The following is a 14,084-nucleotide window of genomic DNA, read 5'->3' as shown; positions in this document are numbered from 1 at the left end:
ACGTGCGTCTTTACTTCCGGTCGATCGAGAACTTGCCAGGACCCGTCACTGCAAGCGCCAGCAGGCCGCCTGCGATGCTCACGTTCTTGTAGAAGTTGATCATGTTCGCCATTTGATCGGCGCCGGTCATATTCCAGAAGTGATGGCCGATGATCGCGGTGGCAATCGTGTAGAGCGCCAGCAGCACGGCGAGCGGACGCGTATAGAAGCCCACGGCGATCAGGATGCCGACCACGAATTCCATGACTACCGCAATGACTGCCGAGATCATCGGCGCGGGTGCGCCCACGTGCGCCATGTAGTCGACCGTACCCGAAAAGCCTGTGATCTTGGACCAGCCGAACAGGATGAACAGGGCGGCCAGCAGGACACGCGAGATCAGCAGAACGACGTCGTTGTTTTGACCAAAGAGGTTATAGCGCATGGTGTTTCTCCGAAATATTGTGTTGGCAGAAGGTCTGCCTGTGCTTTAAGCGATGACAGCGGCAAGAGGGTGTAGCAAGTGGGTGTAGCAAGCGGTGTGGCTGGCGGTGTTGCTTGCCGGGCGGCGAGCGCCCGGCAATCCGGCTCAATCAGAGCTCAAGCTGGCTTTACGACCAGAGTTCCGACACTTCGATATTACGCAGATCGAACACCAGGACTTCGGCATCGTGTCCGTCCGTAAAGCTTAGTTCGCGTTCCGAACGGATGCGTGCGCCGTCGCCTTCGCCCAGTTCCACGCCGTTAAGCTTCACGCTGCCGCGCGCCACATGCACATAGGCGAAGCGGTCTGCGCCAATCTCGACCTGCGCGCTTTCCGCGCCGTCGAAGCGGCCGGCATAGACGCGTGCGTCCTGACGCAGCAGCAGCGAATCGTCGGCGCCATCCGGCGAGAGGATCAGGCGCAGCTTGCCGCGCTTTTCCGTATCGGCGATGTTCTTCTGCTGATAGCGCGGTTGCGCGCCCTTCACATTCGGTGCAATCCAGATCTGCAGGAAGTGCACGCCTTCGTCGGCCGAATGGTTGAACTCGCTGTGCGCCACGCCCGTACCGGCGCTCATCAGTTGCACGTCGCCCGGCACGATCACCGAACCGGTGCCCATCGAATCCTTGTGCTCGAGCGCGCCTTCCAGCACGTACGAGAAGATTTCCATGTCGCGGTGCGGGTGCTTGCCGAAGCCGCGCGCCGGGGCAACACGGTCGTCGTTGATCACGAGCAGATCGGAAAAGCCCACTTGCTTCGGGTCGTAGTAGTTCGCGAAAGAGAACGTGTGACGCGAGCTGAGCCAGCCATGTTCACCGCGGCCGCGTTGGTCTGCCTTGCGAAGTTCGATCATTTTTTCTCTCCGGTTGAATCGGTTGCGATTCGTTGTTCGTTGCGGTGGAGTGAATCTTAGGTCAACCGAAGCGATGTGGATCGCCGTAAAATACGACTCACTGTCACATTTGAGTGGACAATAGATATGCAACTCGACGACATGCGCATCTTCATCAACACGGTGGACGCCGGCAATTTCACCGCGGCGGCCAACCGGCTGCGTCTGTCCAAACAGTTCGTGAGCCGCCGCGTGGCGGCGCTGGAAGCCGATCTGGGCGCGCGCCTGCTGATCCGCAACACGCGCAATCTGGCCGTGACGGACCTCGGACAGGACTTTTACGATCGCGCCAAACGCATCCTCGCCGATGTCGCCGAGGCCGAACGCGCCATGTCCGACCGCCGCTCGGAGCCGCATGGTCTGCTGAAAGTGAGCGCGCCGATGTCGTTCGGCATGGCGCATCTGTCGCCGCTCGTCGCCGAATTTCTGCGCGAGCACCCGGATGTGCGCTTCGACATGGATTTGAGCGACCGTACCGTCGATGTGATCGGCGAAGGTTTCGACATGGCGCTGCGCATCGGGCGGCTGGCGGATTCCACGCTGGTGGCGCAAAAGCTCATCGACGTGCGCATGATCGCGTGCTGCAGCCCCGGCTACCGGCGTCGGCGGCGCGCGCCCGAAACGCCCGCCGATCTCGCCGGTCACGCCTGTCTGCCTTACGGGCAGCAGGGGCGGGCGCCGTGGGAATTCATGATCGACGGCCTGAGAACGCCGTTCGAGGTGCATGGGCCGCTGCGCGCGAACAACGGCGAGGTGATCCGCGATTCCGCCATTGCGGGGCTGGGCATCTGCTATCTGCCGGACTTTATCGTCGCGGGATCGGTCGATGCGGGACTGCTCGTCGAGGTGCTGCAGGACTACATGCCGCCGTCCAACGCGCTGCATGCGGTCTATCCGCAGCATCGTGAAGCTTCCGTGACGATTCGCGCGCTGACGCAATTCCTGCGCGAGCGCCTGGCCGCCCGTGCGGCAACGGCGCGTGGCGGGGCGCTTTGATGCGGTCTGGCCGCATGCTATTGAGGAATGGCGGTTGCGCCTGCATCTAGAGAAGATGCAGGCGCGATGAATGTGGCGTCAGTCGCGCGGAACCTCACGCGGTGGCCCACGATCACAGCCCTTGCATGCGCGGCCCGGCTGGACGCACGGCCTGCATGCACCCGAATGGTGCATGAAAGAGGCCTATGAAGGCTGGGGGCGTGAGGCTCAGTGTCGCAGTTTCGTTGTATGCTCACCGCCCCGAGGGTTGCTCGGGCCGCTTCACGCGGGATGAGCGCAGGCGCAAACCCTTGTGCCGATGGGCTTGGGAAGCCATGTAATGGTTTTCATGAGGCCCGATAGGCATGGTTTATTCCTGCGATCAAAGCAACCAATTTTTCAAATGGGCGTGGTTCCCGTAATCTTCGTCCATACCTTTTCCAACCCAGAGCGAGGAAGCAACGAATGTCTCTCATCAACACGCAAGTCAAGCCGTTCCAGGCAACCGCATACCACAACGGTAAGTTCGTTCCGGTCTCTGAAGAAAACCTGAAGGGCAAGTGGTCGGTCGTCGTGTTCTACCCGGCTGACTTCACGTTCGTGTGCCCGACGGAACTCGGCGATCTGGCCGACCAGTACGCAGAATTCCAGAAGCTGGGCGTAGAAGTCTACGGTGTGTCGACCGACACGCACTTCACGCACAAGGCATGGCACGACACGTCGGAAACGATCGCCAAGATCCAGTACCCGCTGGTTGGCGACCCGACGGGCGCAATCACGCGCAACTTCGACGTCATGATCGAAGAAGAAGGTCTGGCACTGCGCGGCACGTTCGTGATCAACCCGGAAGGCGAGATCAAGCTGTGCGAAATCCACGACAACGGCATCGGCCGTGACGCAAAGGAACTGCTGCGCAAGGTTCAGGCAGCTCAGTACGTTGCTGCTCACCCGGGCGAAGTCTGCCCCGCCAAGTGGACGCCGGGCGCAGAAACGCTCAAGCCGTCGCTCGACCTCGTCGGCAAGATCTAAGCGTTGTTTGATCGATGCAGTCGGTTTGACTGCATGACGCTGAAGTCTCACTAGCTGTATCTCCGGGCCGCGCCCACGCGGCAGCGGCCCGGATGCCTGAATCGCCTGCTACAAGACGGCGAAATTGCCAGGCAATACTGAGTTATTCCAAGAATTCCCCCGCTTCTTCTTTAGCCGGAACACGCCATGCTCGACGCCAATCTCAAGACCCAACTGAAAAGCTACCTCGAAAAAGTCACGCAGTCGATTGAGATCGTTGCGTACCTGAACGACGGCGAGAAGTCGCAGGAACTGCAGCAATTGCTGCAGGACATCGCATCGCTGTCGGATCGCATCAGCTACGAAGAACGCCGCGGCGCCGCTGCTGGCGACGCGCGTACCCCTTCGTTCGAGATCAAGCGTGCAAATTCGGACGTGAAGGTCACGTTCGCCGGTATCCCGATGGGCCACGAATTCACGTCGCTCGTGCTGGCGCTGCTCCAGGTGGGCGGCCATCCGGTCAAGCTCGAAAACGAAACGATCGACCAGGTGAAGTCGCTCGACGGCGTGTTCTCGTTCGAAGTCTATATGTCGCTGTCGTGCCAGAACTGCCCGGAAGTCGTGCAGTCGATCAACGCGATGGCAGCGCTGAACCCGAACGTGCAGATCGTCACGATCGATGGCGCGCTGTTCCAGGACGAAGTCGAGAAGCGCCAGATCATGGCTGTGCCGACCATCTACCTGAACGGCGAAGTGTTCGGCCAGGGCCGCATGGGCGTGGAAGAAATTCTCGCCAAGCTCGACACGGGCGCATCGGCGCGCGCTGCCGAGAAGCTGAACCAGAAGGACGTGTTCGATATGCTGATCGTCGGCGGCGGCCCCGCAGGCGCGGCGGCTGCGATCTATGCGGCGCGCAAGGGCATAAAGACGGGCGTGCTCGCCGAGCGTTTCGGCGGCCAGGTGCTCGACACGATGGCGATCGAGAACTTCATCTCGGTCAAGGAAACCGAAGGGCCGAAGTTCGCGACGGCGCTCGAACAGCACGTTCGCGCCTATGAAGTGGACATCATGAACCTGCAGCGCGCCGATGCCGTGGTGCCGACGGGCAAGGGTTTCGAAGTGCGCACGCAAAGCGGCGCAACGCTGCGCGCGAAGAGCGTGGTGCTGGCAACGGGCGCGCGCTGGCGCAATGTCGATGTGCCGGGCGAGCAGGAGTACAAGAACAAGGGCGTGGCGTACTGCCCGCACTGCGACGGCCCGCTCTTCAAGGGCAAGCGCGTGGCGGTGATCGGCGGCGGCAACTCGGGCGTGGAAGCGGCGATCGATCTCGCCGGTATCGTGAGCCACGTCACGCTGCTCGAATTCGGCGCGCAACTGCGTGCGGACGAAGTGCTGCAACGCAAGCTGCGCAGCCTGCCGAACGTCACGGTGCACGTGAACGCGCAGACCACCGAAATCGTCGGCGATAGCCAGAAGGTCACGGGTCTCGCGTTCCTGGAACGCACCTCGGGCGAGAAGCGTCATGTCGAACTCGAAGGCGTGTTCGTGCAGATCGGTCTCGTGCCGAACACCGAGTTCCTGAAGGGCACGGTCGCGCTGTCGAAGCACGGCGAGATCGAAGTCGATGCGAAGGGCCAGACGTCGGTGCCGGGTCTGTTCGCCGCGGGTGACGTGACGACCGTGCCGTTCAAGCAGATCGTGATCGCAGTGGGCGAAGGCGCGAAGGCCTCGCTGGCGGCGTTCGATTACCTGATCCGCTCGTTGGTGGAACTGGAAGAGGACGCAACGGCGGCTGCCGCTATCGCATAAGTTTTTTGCCGCGGGATGCCCCATGCGGACGCCGGCCCTGAGTGGCCGGCGTTTTTTTTCGCCTGGCGGATGCGGGCGTGCCAGACTGGAGCGTGCGGCGTCAGGCCGCGTCGTGTTTCAGGAAGGAGACAGCCGTGGATCGTGACACTTTTATCCGCACGCTTGCGAGCGAAGGCTTTCCAGAGCCGGTACTCGTGACGCGCGAGCCGGGCCATATGGACGAGCATTCGCATCCGTTCGAAGCGAAGGCGTTGATCGTCGCTGGAGAGATCACGATCAGGTCGGGCGGCGCGGCGCGGGTGTATCGGGCGGGCGAGGTGTTTCACCTGCCCGCCCATGTGCCGCATGTCGAGGACTATGGGCCGCAGGGCGTGCAGTATCTGGCGGGGAGGAAGGGGTGAGGGAGAGGTCGGGTCAGGCCGCGAGGCGGCGCAGATCCGAAAGCTTCACGTGGCGCGCGGCTTCTTCGAGGTCGTAGTCGGCCTGTAGCGTCATCCAGAACTGCGGCGTGGTGCCGAAAACGAAGGCGAGGCGCAGCGCGGTGTCTGCCGTCACGCTGCGCTCGCCGTGCACGATTTCGTTGATACGGCGAGGCGGAACGCTCATGGCGCGCGCCAGTGCGTTCTGGCTCATCTCCATCGGGGTGAGGAATTCGTCCTGGAGTACCACTCCGGGGTGGACGTTCGCGAGTTTTTTCATAGTCAGCGCCTCAGTGGTAGTCGACGATCTCGACGTCGTGGGCGTTTGTGTCGTGCCACCGGAAGCAAACGCGCCATCGTTCATTGATGCGAATGCTGTACTGACCGGCGCGATCGCCCTTCAGTTGTTCGAGCCGGTTGGCTGGAGGAATTCGCAAATCCGATAGCGCGTGCGCCGCATTGAGCATTCGTAGCTTGCGGCGCGCGATCTGTTGTATCTCTACAGGCAGAAATCGCGAGCGTTCACCTGCCCAGATGAGCGCAGTTTCCCGGTCTTCGAAGTTTTGGATCGCCATGCCAAAGCATAACGCCACGCGTCATATGACGCGTGGCGTTATAGTCGGCCAAAGTCTGCCCTGAGTCAAGCAAAGCCCAGAAAGCGGCACTTCACCCCCGCGCCGCAATCTCCTTCTTCCAGCCTTCGATGATCTTCGCGGCGAGCGCGCTGTAGTCGCCGTCGAAGTGGTGGCTACCGTGCGTCTTCACGAGATCGATGCCGGTGTTCGCCAGCGCCGGGCACAGCGTATCTTTCTCGTCCGCGCCATACACGCATTGCACGATCGACGGCGGCACCTTCGCCAGTTCCGGCTGCACCTTGAGCGCCTTGTCGCTCGCCGGCATGCCGAGCCAGCCCACCACGCGAATCTGGAAGTCCGCGTCGGGCGCGAAGCCGAGCAGCGACATATACGAGACCTTCGCGCGCAGTGCATCCGGCAGGCGGTTATAGGCGAACGGCATCACATCGGCGCCGAACGAATAGCCCACCAGCGCGATGTGCTTCGCATGCCAGCGCGACGCGTACGTGTTGATCACGCGCGCAAGATCGTGGCTCGTCTGCGCGGGCGACTTCTCGCTCCAGAAGTAGCGCAGCGCATCCCAGCCGACCACCGAAACACCCTGCTTTTGCAGTTGTTCCGCGATCGTCTTGTCGAGATCGCGCCAGCCGCCGTCGCCGGAAATCACCACGGCGAGCATGTCGGTCGGATGCGCGGCGGGCAGTTCGACGAGCGGAAGATCTGAAACGTCTTCCTCGCTTTCCGTCGCCACGTGCAGATGCGGCGCGGCGAGCGTGACGAGTTTATCGGCGTCGCTCAGGTTCGCTGCGAACACGTGCGGCGCGGCGCCGGCCGTTGAAGCCGCCGGCGTTTTCGTTGCGCCCGCAACCGTCGAGGTCACGCCTTGTTCGAAGAAACCGGGCAGGCCTTTGCCGCGCGAGAGCGTCGGATCGGCCGGGCAGGGCGCAAAGCGCGCGTCGAGCTTCGTGGCCGGATCGAGCGATACCGCGCCCGCCATCGTGTTGGCCGGCGCCTGCGAGAGCATGCGCTGCGCGATCAACGCGCCTTCGCCCGTGCCGATGGCGATCGGCGCGAAATACTGGCTCGATTCTTCCTGACGTTCGAGCTGATGGCTGAGCGCTTCGGCGTCGCTATAGAGCTTGTGGCAGGTCTCGTTCTTGACCGCCGCGAGGTTCGTCATATAGCGCGTCTTGTCCACGCCCACGACGAGCGCGCCGTGATGCGCGAGCGCATCGGCGCGGGTCTGGTCGTCGGCGTTCCAGTGATCGCCTGCGGAGAACAGCACGGTGAAACCGCGCATCCCGCCGATGGGGCGCGTCATGGCGACATCGCCATAACGGCCGCCGGAGACATGCGTCACGGCGCTATGCGCCTGTGCCTCGGTTGCGTGGGCCTGAACGGCGCCGAGCGCGAGCAATACTGCGCCCGCTGCCGCGCGGGTCGTGCGCGGCAGCGAGAAAATACGATGAATCATGAACGCCAGCCTCCTGCCAGCAGCGATAGATCCGCAAGGGTGATGAACACGCTGATCGAGCCCGAGGCGGCCAGATAGCGCGGTTCCCAGCGCGGCGCGAACTTGTTCTTGAAGCCGCGCAACCCACGGAAGTTGTAGAACTTGCCGCCGAAGCGCCAGATCAGTCCGGCCAGGCGGTGCCACGACGACGCGAGCGGCGTCGGCCCCATGCCGGAAAGCGGCGCCATGCCGAGCGAGAGCGACTGATACCCGGCGGCTTTCAGATGCAGCGCAAGCTGCGTGAACAGATACTCCATCGCGTAGGGCGAAGCGCCCGGCAGATGGCGCATGACGCCGACCGTCGCGTCGGTGTTCAGGTCGGTCGTCATGAAGGTGACGAAGGCGAGCGGCGCGCCGTTCTGGCGCACCATCAGCACATGCTGGGCGGCGAGGTAATCGTCCTCGAACGCGGCCACCGAGAAGCTCTTTTCGCGCGCTTCGCGGTCTTCGAGCCAGGCGTCGGAGATCGCGCGCAGCACCGGCAGGCTTTCGGCCATCTGCGCGGGTTCGATGTTTTCGAACGAGAAGCCGTCGCGCTCGCCGCGTTTGAGCGCATAGCGCAGATGCGCGCGCTGCGGGCCCTTGAGATCGAATTCCTGCAGCATCACGCGCGCTTCTTCGCCGAGTTTCATCAGCGTGAGACCGGCGTCCAGATACAGCGGCAGTGCGTCGGCGCGCACCTGGTAGAACGCGGCGCGCCCGCCGTGCGTGTGCGCGAGCGAGACGAATTCGCGGATCAGCGCGGGCCATTCTTCGCGCGGGCCGACCGGGTCGTGCAGCGCGGCCCACGTGCGGCCGCGTTTGGCGTACATCAGGAAGGCGTTGCGCGACTGCGAGAACAGGAAGCTTTTGTCGCCCATCAGCGCGAGGCCCGCGTCGCTGCGTTCCTGCGCGCGCACGATGCGCGCGGCTTCGACGAGATCTTCGCTCGCGGGCATCACGAAGCGGCCGGCCGCCGGGCGCAGCAACTGCCACGAGGCCAGCGCCGCAGCGAACACGCCCGCGCCGAGCGTGGCGCGCAGTGCACGCGGCGCGCGTTCGTCGAAGGCGAATTGCCACCAGAGATGCTGCGAATAATCGACGTCGCGGAAGGCGAACAGCAGCACCCAGACGGCCAGCGCGATCACGCAGCCGACCGAAGCCAGCCACGCGGGCGTGAAGCGCTCCGCGAACAGCGACGAATGGCGATTGAAACGGCCGCGTGTGGCGATCAGCAGCGCGATCAGCACGCACAGCACGCCCGCTTCGACAAAGGCGAGACCCTTGGTGAGCGAGAGCGCGAGGTTGGCGACGGCGAGCATCAGCGCGAGCCACCAGGCAGCGTCGAGCCGGCGCAGCAGACCGCGCGCGACGAACAGCAAGAGCACGCCGAACAGGCTGCCGAGCATCTGCGAGCTTTCGAGCACCCAGAGCGGCAGGAAGGTTTGCAGCAGGGCGATGCGCTTGGTGAAGGCGGGCGTCGCGCCCGAGATCACCAGCATGCTGCCCGTCACGAAGGTGACGATGGCGAGGAACAGCGGTGCGAGTTGCGAGACGCCGTCGGCGCCGCGCCTGGCGAAATTCGTGTTGAGCGGGTTCTTGAGCGCGCGGCCTTCGAATGCGGCGAGCAGCGCGGCCGACAGCGCGAGCGGCGCGCCGAAGTAGATCGCGCGATAGGCCAGCAGCGCGGCGAATACCTTCGAGCCCGGCACGCTGGAGCCGAGCGCGAACACCATCGCCGCTTCGAATACGCCGATGCCGCCGGGCGTATGGCCGATCAGGCCGAGCAGCATGGCGGCGGTGTAGACGGTCAGGAAATCGGCGAAATCGAGCTGCGCGTGCGGCATCACCGACCAGAGCGCGAGGCCGGCGCCCACCACGTCGAGTGCGGCGAGCAGCAGTTGCGCGACGAGGTCGCGGCGCGCGGGCACCGTGAAGCGCAGCCAGGCGCGCTTAAAGGGCTCGATCTCGCGTGCGCGGGCCGGGCAGGCGGCGATCATCGCGGCGCCGAGCGCCAGCACGATGCCGCCGATCCAGCGCAGCGCGGCGGGCGTGAGGTGCAAAAGTCCCGCGAGCGTGTCGGCGGAAGCGACCATGCCGAGCGCGGCCATCAGCGCAAGGGCGATGGCGAGCGTCGCGCTCGTGAACACCGTCATGCGGCCGATCTGCGCGGGCGTGACGCCGGCGGGGCCATAGACGCGGCAGCGCACCGCGCCGCCCGTGAGCGCGCCGAAGCCCGTCACGTTGCCGAGCGCCGAGCCGGCGATCGCGCCGACCCACAGCGCGCCGCGCGAAACGCGCGCGCCGAGATAGCGCAGGCCGACGGCGTCGCGACCGACGAGAGCGACGAAGCTGAGCGCGGTGGCGCCGAGCGCGCCGGTCCACTGTGTCGGGGTCAGATGCCAAAGCTGGCGGATCACCGAACGGTAATCCACCGATTGCGACAGATGCTGGAACACGATCAGCAGCAGCGCGCAGATGCCGAGCGCCAGCGCCGGCGCGGCGAAGCGCTGCAGGCGCAGAACCCGGGCGCGGCGACGCAGCGCCACGAAGGCGGCGCGCGCGAGGCGCGAAGGAGGCGTTTGAGACATGGATTGGTCCGGCGGATTCCCGGATGCCGCCTTGGCGCCGTGCTGGCGTCCCCGGGGGCGGCATCGCATGTTGGACGTCACGTTCCGGCGGCGGCGGCCCGGCAGGTGGGCGGCTTCGCGGTGGAAAACGTAAACGTTTGGTAAATGACTGGTAAAGCTGCAAACGCGCGGGGCGTCTGGACGGTTGACTAAGTACCTAAAGAAACATCAAACAGGATCGGATGAAAATTCGTCAGATTGATGCGTTGGGGCTGCATTTTACGCACGGCGCTTCGCTTAATCGGCGATTTTTGCGCGACTTATCCGAATCTTCATATTTGCAGACGCACGACATAAACGCCGCAAAACCGCTGCGCAGTCAGCCAGGCAAAAGTCGGCCGCCATAGTACAGACGTCTCAATTAACGAGGTGTTTCGGACAGATTGACGCGGCCCGACGCGAGCATTGCTTCATCGCGCGACTCAATGGTTGACGGCAGAAACGAACCCTTTCTGAATCCGCTGTTACCAAATCGAGACACGCTTTTTAATTCTTTTACTTCGCGCCGCCGTGGAGTTAGATTGATCCACGCAAGAGAGGATGTGAACCGCACAAGATGGTCTTGCATGGGATCGGGGCGCTGGCTCCGCTCGACAAGGAGAATGACGTGAAGAGACTCGCGTTGACTTCGCTTTCGCTCGCCGCGCTCGGGGTTGCCGGCGCGGTGCATGCCCAGAACAGTGTCACGCTCTACGGCACCATCGACACTTCGATCACCTACGTCAATCACGCCAACGGCAGCAAGAATCTCTGGAGCCTCGGCAACGCCAGCAACGGCAACCTGTCCGGCTCGCGCTGGGGCATGAAGGGCGCCGAGGATCTGGGCGGCGGCCTCAAGGCGATCTTCCAGCTGGAAAGCGGTTTTAATCCTTCGACGGGATCGTCCGCGCAGGGCGGGCGGCTGTTCGGCCGCCAGGCGTACGTCGGGCTGACCGCCGAACAATACGGCTCGCTCACGCTGGGCCGCCAGTACGATCCGCTGATCGATCTCGTGCAGGGCATTACCGCGGATAACTACTTCGGCTCGGCATTCGCCACGGCGGGCGACGTCGACAATTACGACAACAGCTTCCGCGTGAACAACGCGGTCAAGTACACCACGCCGGTCTGGAACGGACTGCAGGCGGCCGCCATGTATTCGTTCGGCGGCATTGCGGGCTCGACGGGATCGGAGCAATCGTATTCGGCGGCCGTCGCCTATAACAATGGGCCGATTGCGGTCGCGGGCGGTTACTTCTACGCGGCCAACAGCCAGGCAGGCCTGGGCATTCGCACCGACGGCTGGAGCAGCACCTCGGACGGCACCTTCGACGGCCCGATCAACAGCGGTTATGCGAGCGCTCACTCACTTTCGATCGCGCGCGCGGCGGCGCAGTATTCGGCCGGACTGTTTACGTTCGGGCTGGGATATAGCAACGCGCAGTACGCGGCGGATGCGAGTTCCGCATTCCGCGATACCGAGAAGTACAACACCGGCCAGGGCTTCGTGAATTACCAGTTGAACCCGGCGCTGCTGCTGGGACTCGGCTACAGCTACACGCACGCGAATGGCGATACCAACGCGAATTACCATCAGGTGTCGATCGGCGCGGATTACAGCCTCTCCAAGCGCACCGATCTCTATATGACGGCGGCCTGGCAGCACGCGAGCGGCGATCAGGGCGACGGCTCGGGCGGTTCGATGCCGGCCGAAGCGTCGATTGGTTCGTATGGCTACAACGGAACCGCGTCGCAGACCATGATCAATCTGGGCCTGCGGCACAAGTTCTGATGTCGATGTAAGCGAGTGCTCACTGGGCACAGACGCCGGGCGCGCCAATCTGCGGCGCGCCCGGCGTTTTTTATGCATCGCCTAACGCGGTGCGCGGCGCATCGTCAGCAGCGAGAGCAACGCGACGACGCGCTCCGCGATCTGCCGCGCGCTGGCCAACGGCGGCCGCCAGGCGCTGGTGATCGTGACGCGCGCCGGGTTGGGGGCGAGATCGGCGGGATCGTCGCAGCTGATCCAGAGCCGTTCGCCGCGCAGGACGCGCAGCGTATCGCCGGGGTTCAGCCAATGGTCGTAGGGCGAACGGGCGCGGGTGATCCACACGCGCGAGCCGTGGACGCGCAGAGTGCTGTCGGCGGCGACGCGCCAGGTGAGCGTCTTGCCGATGGGGACAGCGAAATGGATCGACTGCGCGGGAAGCGGCACCTCCTGCTCCTGCAAGAGGCGATCGAAACTGAAGACCTGACAGGCGCCGGCGGCGTCCTGCTGTGATGCCTGATCCATCGTGTTCTCCATTTCTAGAGCCGACGGACGGAGCGTTACTTCTGCCACCCACAAACAAAAAGCCCCGTCGATTCGGCGGGGCTTGTGATTTGCGCAACGACAGACTGAACAGACTGCCTTTTGCCTATACGCACACATTCCCCCGTGCCATGCCATGTTTCGGCATATGCCACGGGCGAGTTGTCGCGGTCGTGTGGGGAAGGGTGGCAAAGGTGTGCATGAATCGAGTGTGCGGGGCCGCCGCATGCGCTGTCAACCAAATTCGTGTCGGATTCCGCTGGTTCTGTTCCGCTGGTTCCGTGCCGATGCTTCGGATGACGGTTTCGCGGTGTCCGGCTTCGTCTGGAATATCCCTTCCTGGGATCGACTTGTCGCCCGCGTCCATTTCGTTCAGCATGGTTTCCTGCACGGCGCGCTGGCCTGTATCGAAGACACAACAATTAGAAGAATTCTTAGTGATATATCACATACAGAATATTGATTTTTGTCGCGACGCAGCATATGATTCAGTCATTCAATGACTCAATCTTGCGGAGCTTCAAATGGATTTCGTCTCTCTCGCACTCTTTGGCGCAGCGGTGGTGGGTTTAGGCGCGGCTGCAACGGTTATGATCGCAAAGTGGCTGCCGCAGTCGGCCATCGAGCAGGCTGGCCAGCATGGCCGTTTCGTCGGTTTGGGCGAAGCGCCGCGCGTGGGGTCCGTCAACACGTCCGTTCGCATGTCGGTCCCAAGGTCGGGCCGCAGGTGGGTCGTATCGGTTAAAGGGCAATGAATGTCGTCAGAACACACTGAAGTTGTCGCCACCCGGGAAGCCGCGCCGCTCACGCTGGCGCTGCAACCCATCAATGCCACGCTGAGCCTGCGCGATCAGGCTTATGCCATGCTGCGTCAGGCCATTGCCGACGCCGACATCTATCAGTCGCGCGAAGAAATCCGTCTGGACGAGCGCGTGCTGAGCGAAACGCTCGGCGTGAGCCGCACGCCGGTGCGCGAGGCCATGACTTTGCTCGAGCAGGAAGGCTTTCTGCGCATGGTGCCGCGTCGCGGCATCTATATCGTGCGCAAGAACAAGCGTGAAATCGTCGAAATGATCCAGATGTGGGCCGCGCTGGAAAGCATGGCCGCGCGTCTCGCGACGCTGCACGCCACAGACGAGGAAATTGCCCGTCTGCGTCACATGTTCGACGCGTTCCGCGACAGCACGCCGGCCGAGCATATCGCCGAGTACTCGGATGCCAACATCGCCTTCCACCAGGCGATCGTCGAACTCTCGAAGTCGCAGATCATTCTCGACACCATCAAGAACATCTTCGTGCACGTGCGCGCGATTCGTCGCATGACGATTTCGCAGAGCGACCGCGCATCGCGTTCGATCGTCGATCATCTGCGTATCATCGAGGCGCTGGAAAAGCGCGACACCGAGCTTGCCGAGCGCCTCGCGCGCCAGCATTCGCTCGATCTCGCCGCCTATGTCGAGAAGCATTGCGATTTTCTCGATTGAGCCTGTAGCAGTTCGCCGTAGAAGCTGTTGCCAGCGGGAGACCTTCG

General features: G+C 63.3%; 14 protein-coding genes. 7 read left to right on the top strand and 7 right to left on the bottom strand.

The features are described 5' to 3' along the window. Positions 1 to 10: 10 nt before the first annotated feature. Positions 11 to 424, bottom strand: a complete 414-nt coding sequence (locus tag U5A67_RS15260; protein WP_205984362.1) for a DoxX family protein — start codon at positions 422 to 424, stop codon at positions 11 to 13. A gap of 166 nt (positions 425 to 590) precedes the next feature. Beyond that, complete coding sequence (locus U5A67_RS15255; RefSeq protein WP_205984361.1) at positions 591 to 1,316, bottom strand: pirin family protein; 726 nt, start codon at positions 1,314 to 1,316, stop codon at positions 591 to 593. Positions 1,317 to 1,442: 126 nt separating this feature from the next. On the opposite strand from U5A67_RS15255, the gene U5A67_RS15250 reads away from it, so the two are divergent. The 4 genes from U5A67_RS15250 to U5A67_RS15235 all read left to right on the top strand — a co-directional run bounded on the left by U5A67_RS15250 (position 1,443) and on the right by U5A67_RS15235 (position 5,548). Beyond that, the gene (locus U5A67_RS15250; RefSeq protein WP_321815037.1) at positions 1,443 to 2,351 is read left to right on the top strand and encodes a LysR family transcriptional regulator; all 909 of its coding nucleotides are present in this window, start codon (positions 1,443 to 1,445) and stop codon (positions 2,349 to 2,351) included. 444 nt (positions 2,352 to 2,795) lie between these two features. Then, on the top strand, positions 2,796 to 3,359 hold the full coding sequence (gene ahpC, locus U5A67_RS15245) for an alkyl hydroperoxide reductase subunit C (RefSeq protein ID WP_205984359.1): 564 nt from the start codon (positions 2,796 to 2,798) through the stop codon (positions 3,357 to 3,359). Between the two features lie 186 nt (positions 3,360 to 3,545). Next, positions 3,546 to 5,147 carry an alkyl hydroperoxide reductase subunit F gene (gene ahpF / locus U5A67_RS15240; RefSeq protein ID WP_321815038.1) on the top strand — a complete coding sequence of 534 codons (1,602 nt, stop codon included), beginning with the start codon at positions 3,546 to 3,548 and terminating at the stop codon, positions 5,145 to 5,147. A 134-nt stretch (positions 5,148 to 5,281) separates the two neighbouring features. Next, positions 5,282 to 5,548 (top strand): cupin domain-containing protein, encoded by a 267-nt coding sequence (locus U5A67_RS15235; protein WP_205984357.1) that lies wholly within the window; start codon positions 5,282 to 5,284, stop codon positions 5,546 to 5,548. A gap of 13 nt (positions 5,549 to 5,561) precedes the next feature. Here U5A67_RS15235 and U5A67_RS15230 read toward each other — a convergent pair whose 3' ends face one another. The 4 genes from U5A67_RS15230 to mprF all read right to left on the bottom strand — a co-directional run bounded on the left by U5A67_RS15230 (position 5,562) and on the right by mprF (position 10,224). Further along, the gene (locus U5A67_RS15230) at positions 5,562 to 5,846 is read right to left on the bottom strand and encodes a HigA family addiction module antitoxin (RefSeq protein ID WP_321815039.1); all 285 of its coding nucleotides are present in this window, start codon (positions 5,844 to 5,846) and stop codon (positions 5,562 to 5,564) included. A 10-nt stretch (positions 5,847 to 5,856) separates the two neighbouring features. Beyond that, on the bottom strand, positions 5,857 to 6,141 hold the full coding sequence (locus U5A67_RS15225; RefSeq protein ID WP_321815040.1) for a type II toxin-antitoxin system RelE/ParE family toxin: 285 nt from the start codon (positions 6,139 to 6,141) through the stop codon (positions 5,857 to 5,859). Positions 6,142 to 6,232: 91 nt separating this feature from the next. Continuing rightward, positions 6,233 to 7,615 carry a virulence factor family protein gene (locus tag U5A67_RS15220; protein WP_321815041.1) on the bottom strand — a complete coding sequence of 461 codons (1,383 nt, stop codon included), beginning with the start codon at positions 7,613 to 7,615 and terminating at the stop codon, positions 6,233 to 6,235. Further along, complete coding sequence (gene mprF, locus U5A67_RS15215; protein ID WP_321815042.1) at positions 7,612 to 10,224, bottom strand: bifunctional lysylphosphatidylglycerol flippase/synthetase MprF; 2,613 nt, start codon at positions 10,222 to 10,224, stop codon at positions 7,612 to 7,614. Before mprF ends, U5A67_RS15220 begins: the two co-directional genes overlap by 4 nt. A gap of 646 nt (positions 10,225 to 10,870) precedes the next feature. On the opposite strand from mprF, the gene U5A67_RS15210 reads away from it, so the two are divergent. Further along, positions 10,871 to 12,034, top strand: a complete 1,164-nt coding sequence (locus U5A67_RS15210) for a porin (RefSeq protein ID WP_321815043.1) — start codon at positions 10,871 to 10,873, stop codon at positions 12,032 to 12,034. 81 nt (positions 12,035 to 12,115) lie between these two features. On the opposite strand, the gene U5A67_RS15205 is transcribed toward U5A67_RS15210, so the two are convergent. After that, positions 12,116 to 12,535, bottom strand: a complete 420-nt coding sequence (locus tag U5A67_RS15205) for a DUF2917 domain-containing protein (protein ID WP_321815044.1) — start codon at positions 12,533 to 12,535, stop codon at positions 12,116 to 12,118. 542 nt (positions 12,536 to 13,077) lie between these two features. Between U5A67_RS15205 and U5A67_RS15200 the strand changes: the two genes are divergently transcribed. Next, a complete protein-coding gene (locus U5A67_RS15200; protein ID WP_321815045.1) occupies positions 13,078 to 13,308 on the top strand; it encodes a hypothetical protein in 231 nt (76 codons plus the stop codon). Beyond that, positions 13,309 to 14,037, top strand: a complete 729-nt coding sequence (locus U5A67_RS15195) for a GntR family transcriptional regulator (RefSeq protein ID WP_205984351.1) — start codon at positions 13,309 to 13,311, stop codon at positions 14,035 to 14,037. The last annotated feature ends 47 nt before the right edge of the window (positions 14,038 to 14,084 follow it).

The organism is Paraburkholderia sp. J69-1, assembly GCF_905220255.1.
Classification (GTDB): Bacteria; Pseudomonadota; Gammaproteobacteria; order Burkholderiales; family Burkholderiaceae; genus Paraburkholderia.
The sequence above is the reverse complement of the archived record's forward strand: the minus strand, read 5'-3'. Positions and strand labels throughout refer to the sequence as shown.

Excerpts from the sequence above, each read along its gene's own strand:
- U5A67_RS15260 (WP_205984362.1), bottom strand. The coding sequence starts at position 424 with ATGCGCTATAACCTCTTTGGTCAAAACAACGACGTCGTTCTGCTGATC.
- U5A67_RS15255 (WP_205984361.1), bottom strand. The coding sequence starts at position 1,316 with ATGATCGAACTTCGCAAGGCAGACCAACGCGGCCGCGGTGAACATGGC.
- U5A67_RS15250 (WP_321815037.1), top strand. The coding sequence starts at position 1,443 with ATGCAACTCGACGACATGCGCATCTTCATCAACACGGTGGACGCCGGC.
- ahpC (WP_205984359.1), top strand. The coding sequence starts at position 2,796 with ATGTCTCTCATCAACACGCAAGTCAAGCCGTTCCAGGCAACCGCATAC.
- ahpF (WP_321815038.1), top strand. The coding sequence starts at position 3,546 with ATGCTCGACGCCAATCTCAAGACCCAACTGAAAAGCTACCTCGAAAAA.
- U5A67_RS15230 (WP_321815039.1), bottom strand. The coding sequence starts at position 5,846 with ATGAAAAAACTCGCGAACGTCCACCCCGGAGTGGTACTCCAGGACGAA.
- U5A67_RS15225 (WP_321815040.1), bottom strand. The coding sequence starts at position 6,141 with ATGGCGATCCAAAACTTCGAAGACCGGGAAACTGCGCTCATCTGGGCA.
- U5A67_RS15220 (WP_321815041.1), bottom strand. The coding sequence starts at position 7,615 with ATGATTCATCGTATTTTCTCGCTGCCGCGCACGACCCGCGCGGCAGCG.
- mprF (WP_321815042.1), bottom strand. The coding sequence starts at position 10,224 with ATGTCTCAAACGCCTCCTTCGCGCCTCGCGCGCGCCGCCTTCGTGGCG.
- U5A67_RS15205 (WP_321815044.1), bottom strand. The coding sequence starts at position 12,535 with ATGGATCAGGCATCACAGCAGGACGCCGCCGGCGCCTGTCAGGTCTTC.
- U5A67_RS15200 (WP_321815045.1), top strand. The coding sequence starts at position 13,078 with ATGGATTTCGTCTCTCTCGCACTCTTTGGCGCAGCGGTGGTGGGTTTA.
- U5A67_RS15195 (WP_205984351.1), top strand. The coding sequence starts at position 13,309 with ATGTCGTCAGAACACACTGAAGTTGTCGCCACCCGGGAAGCCGCGCCG.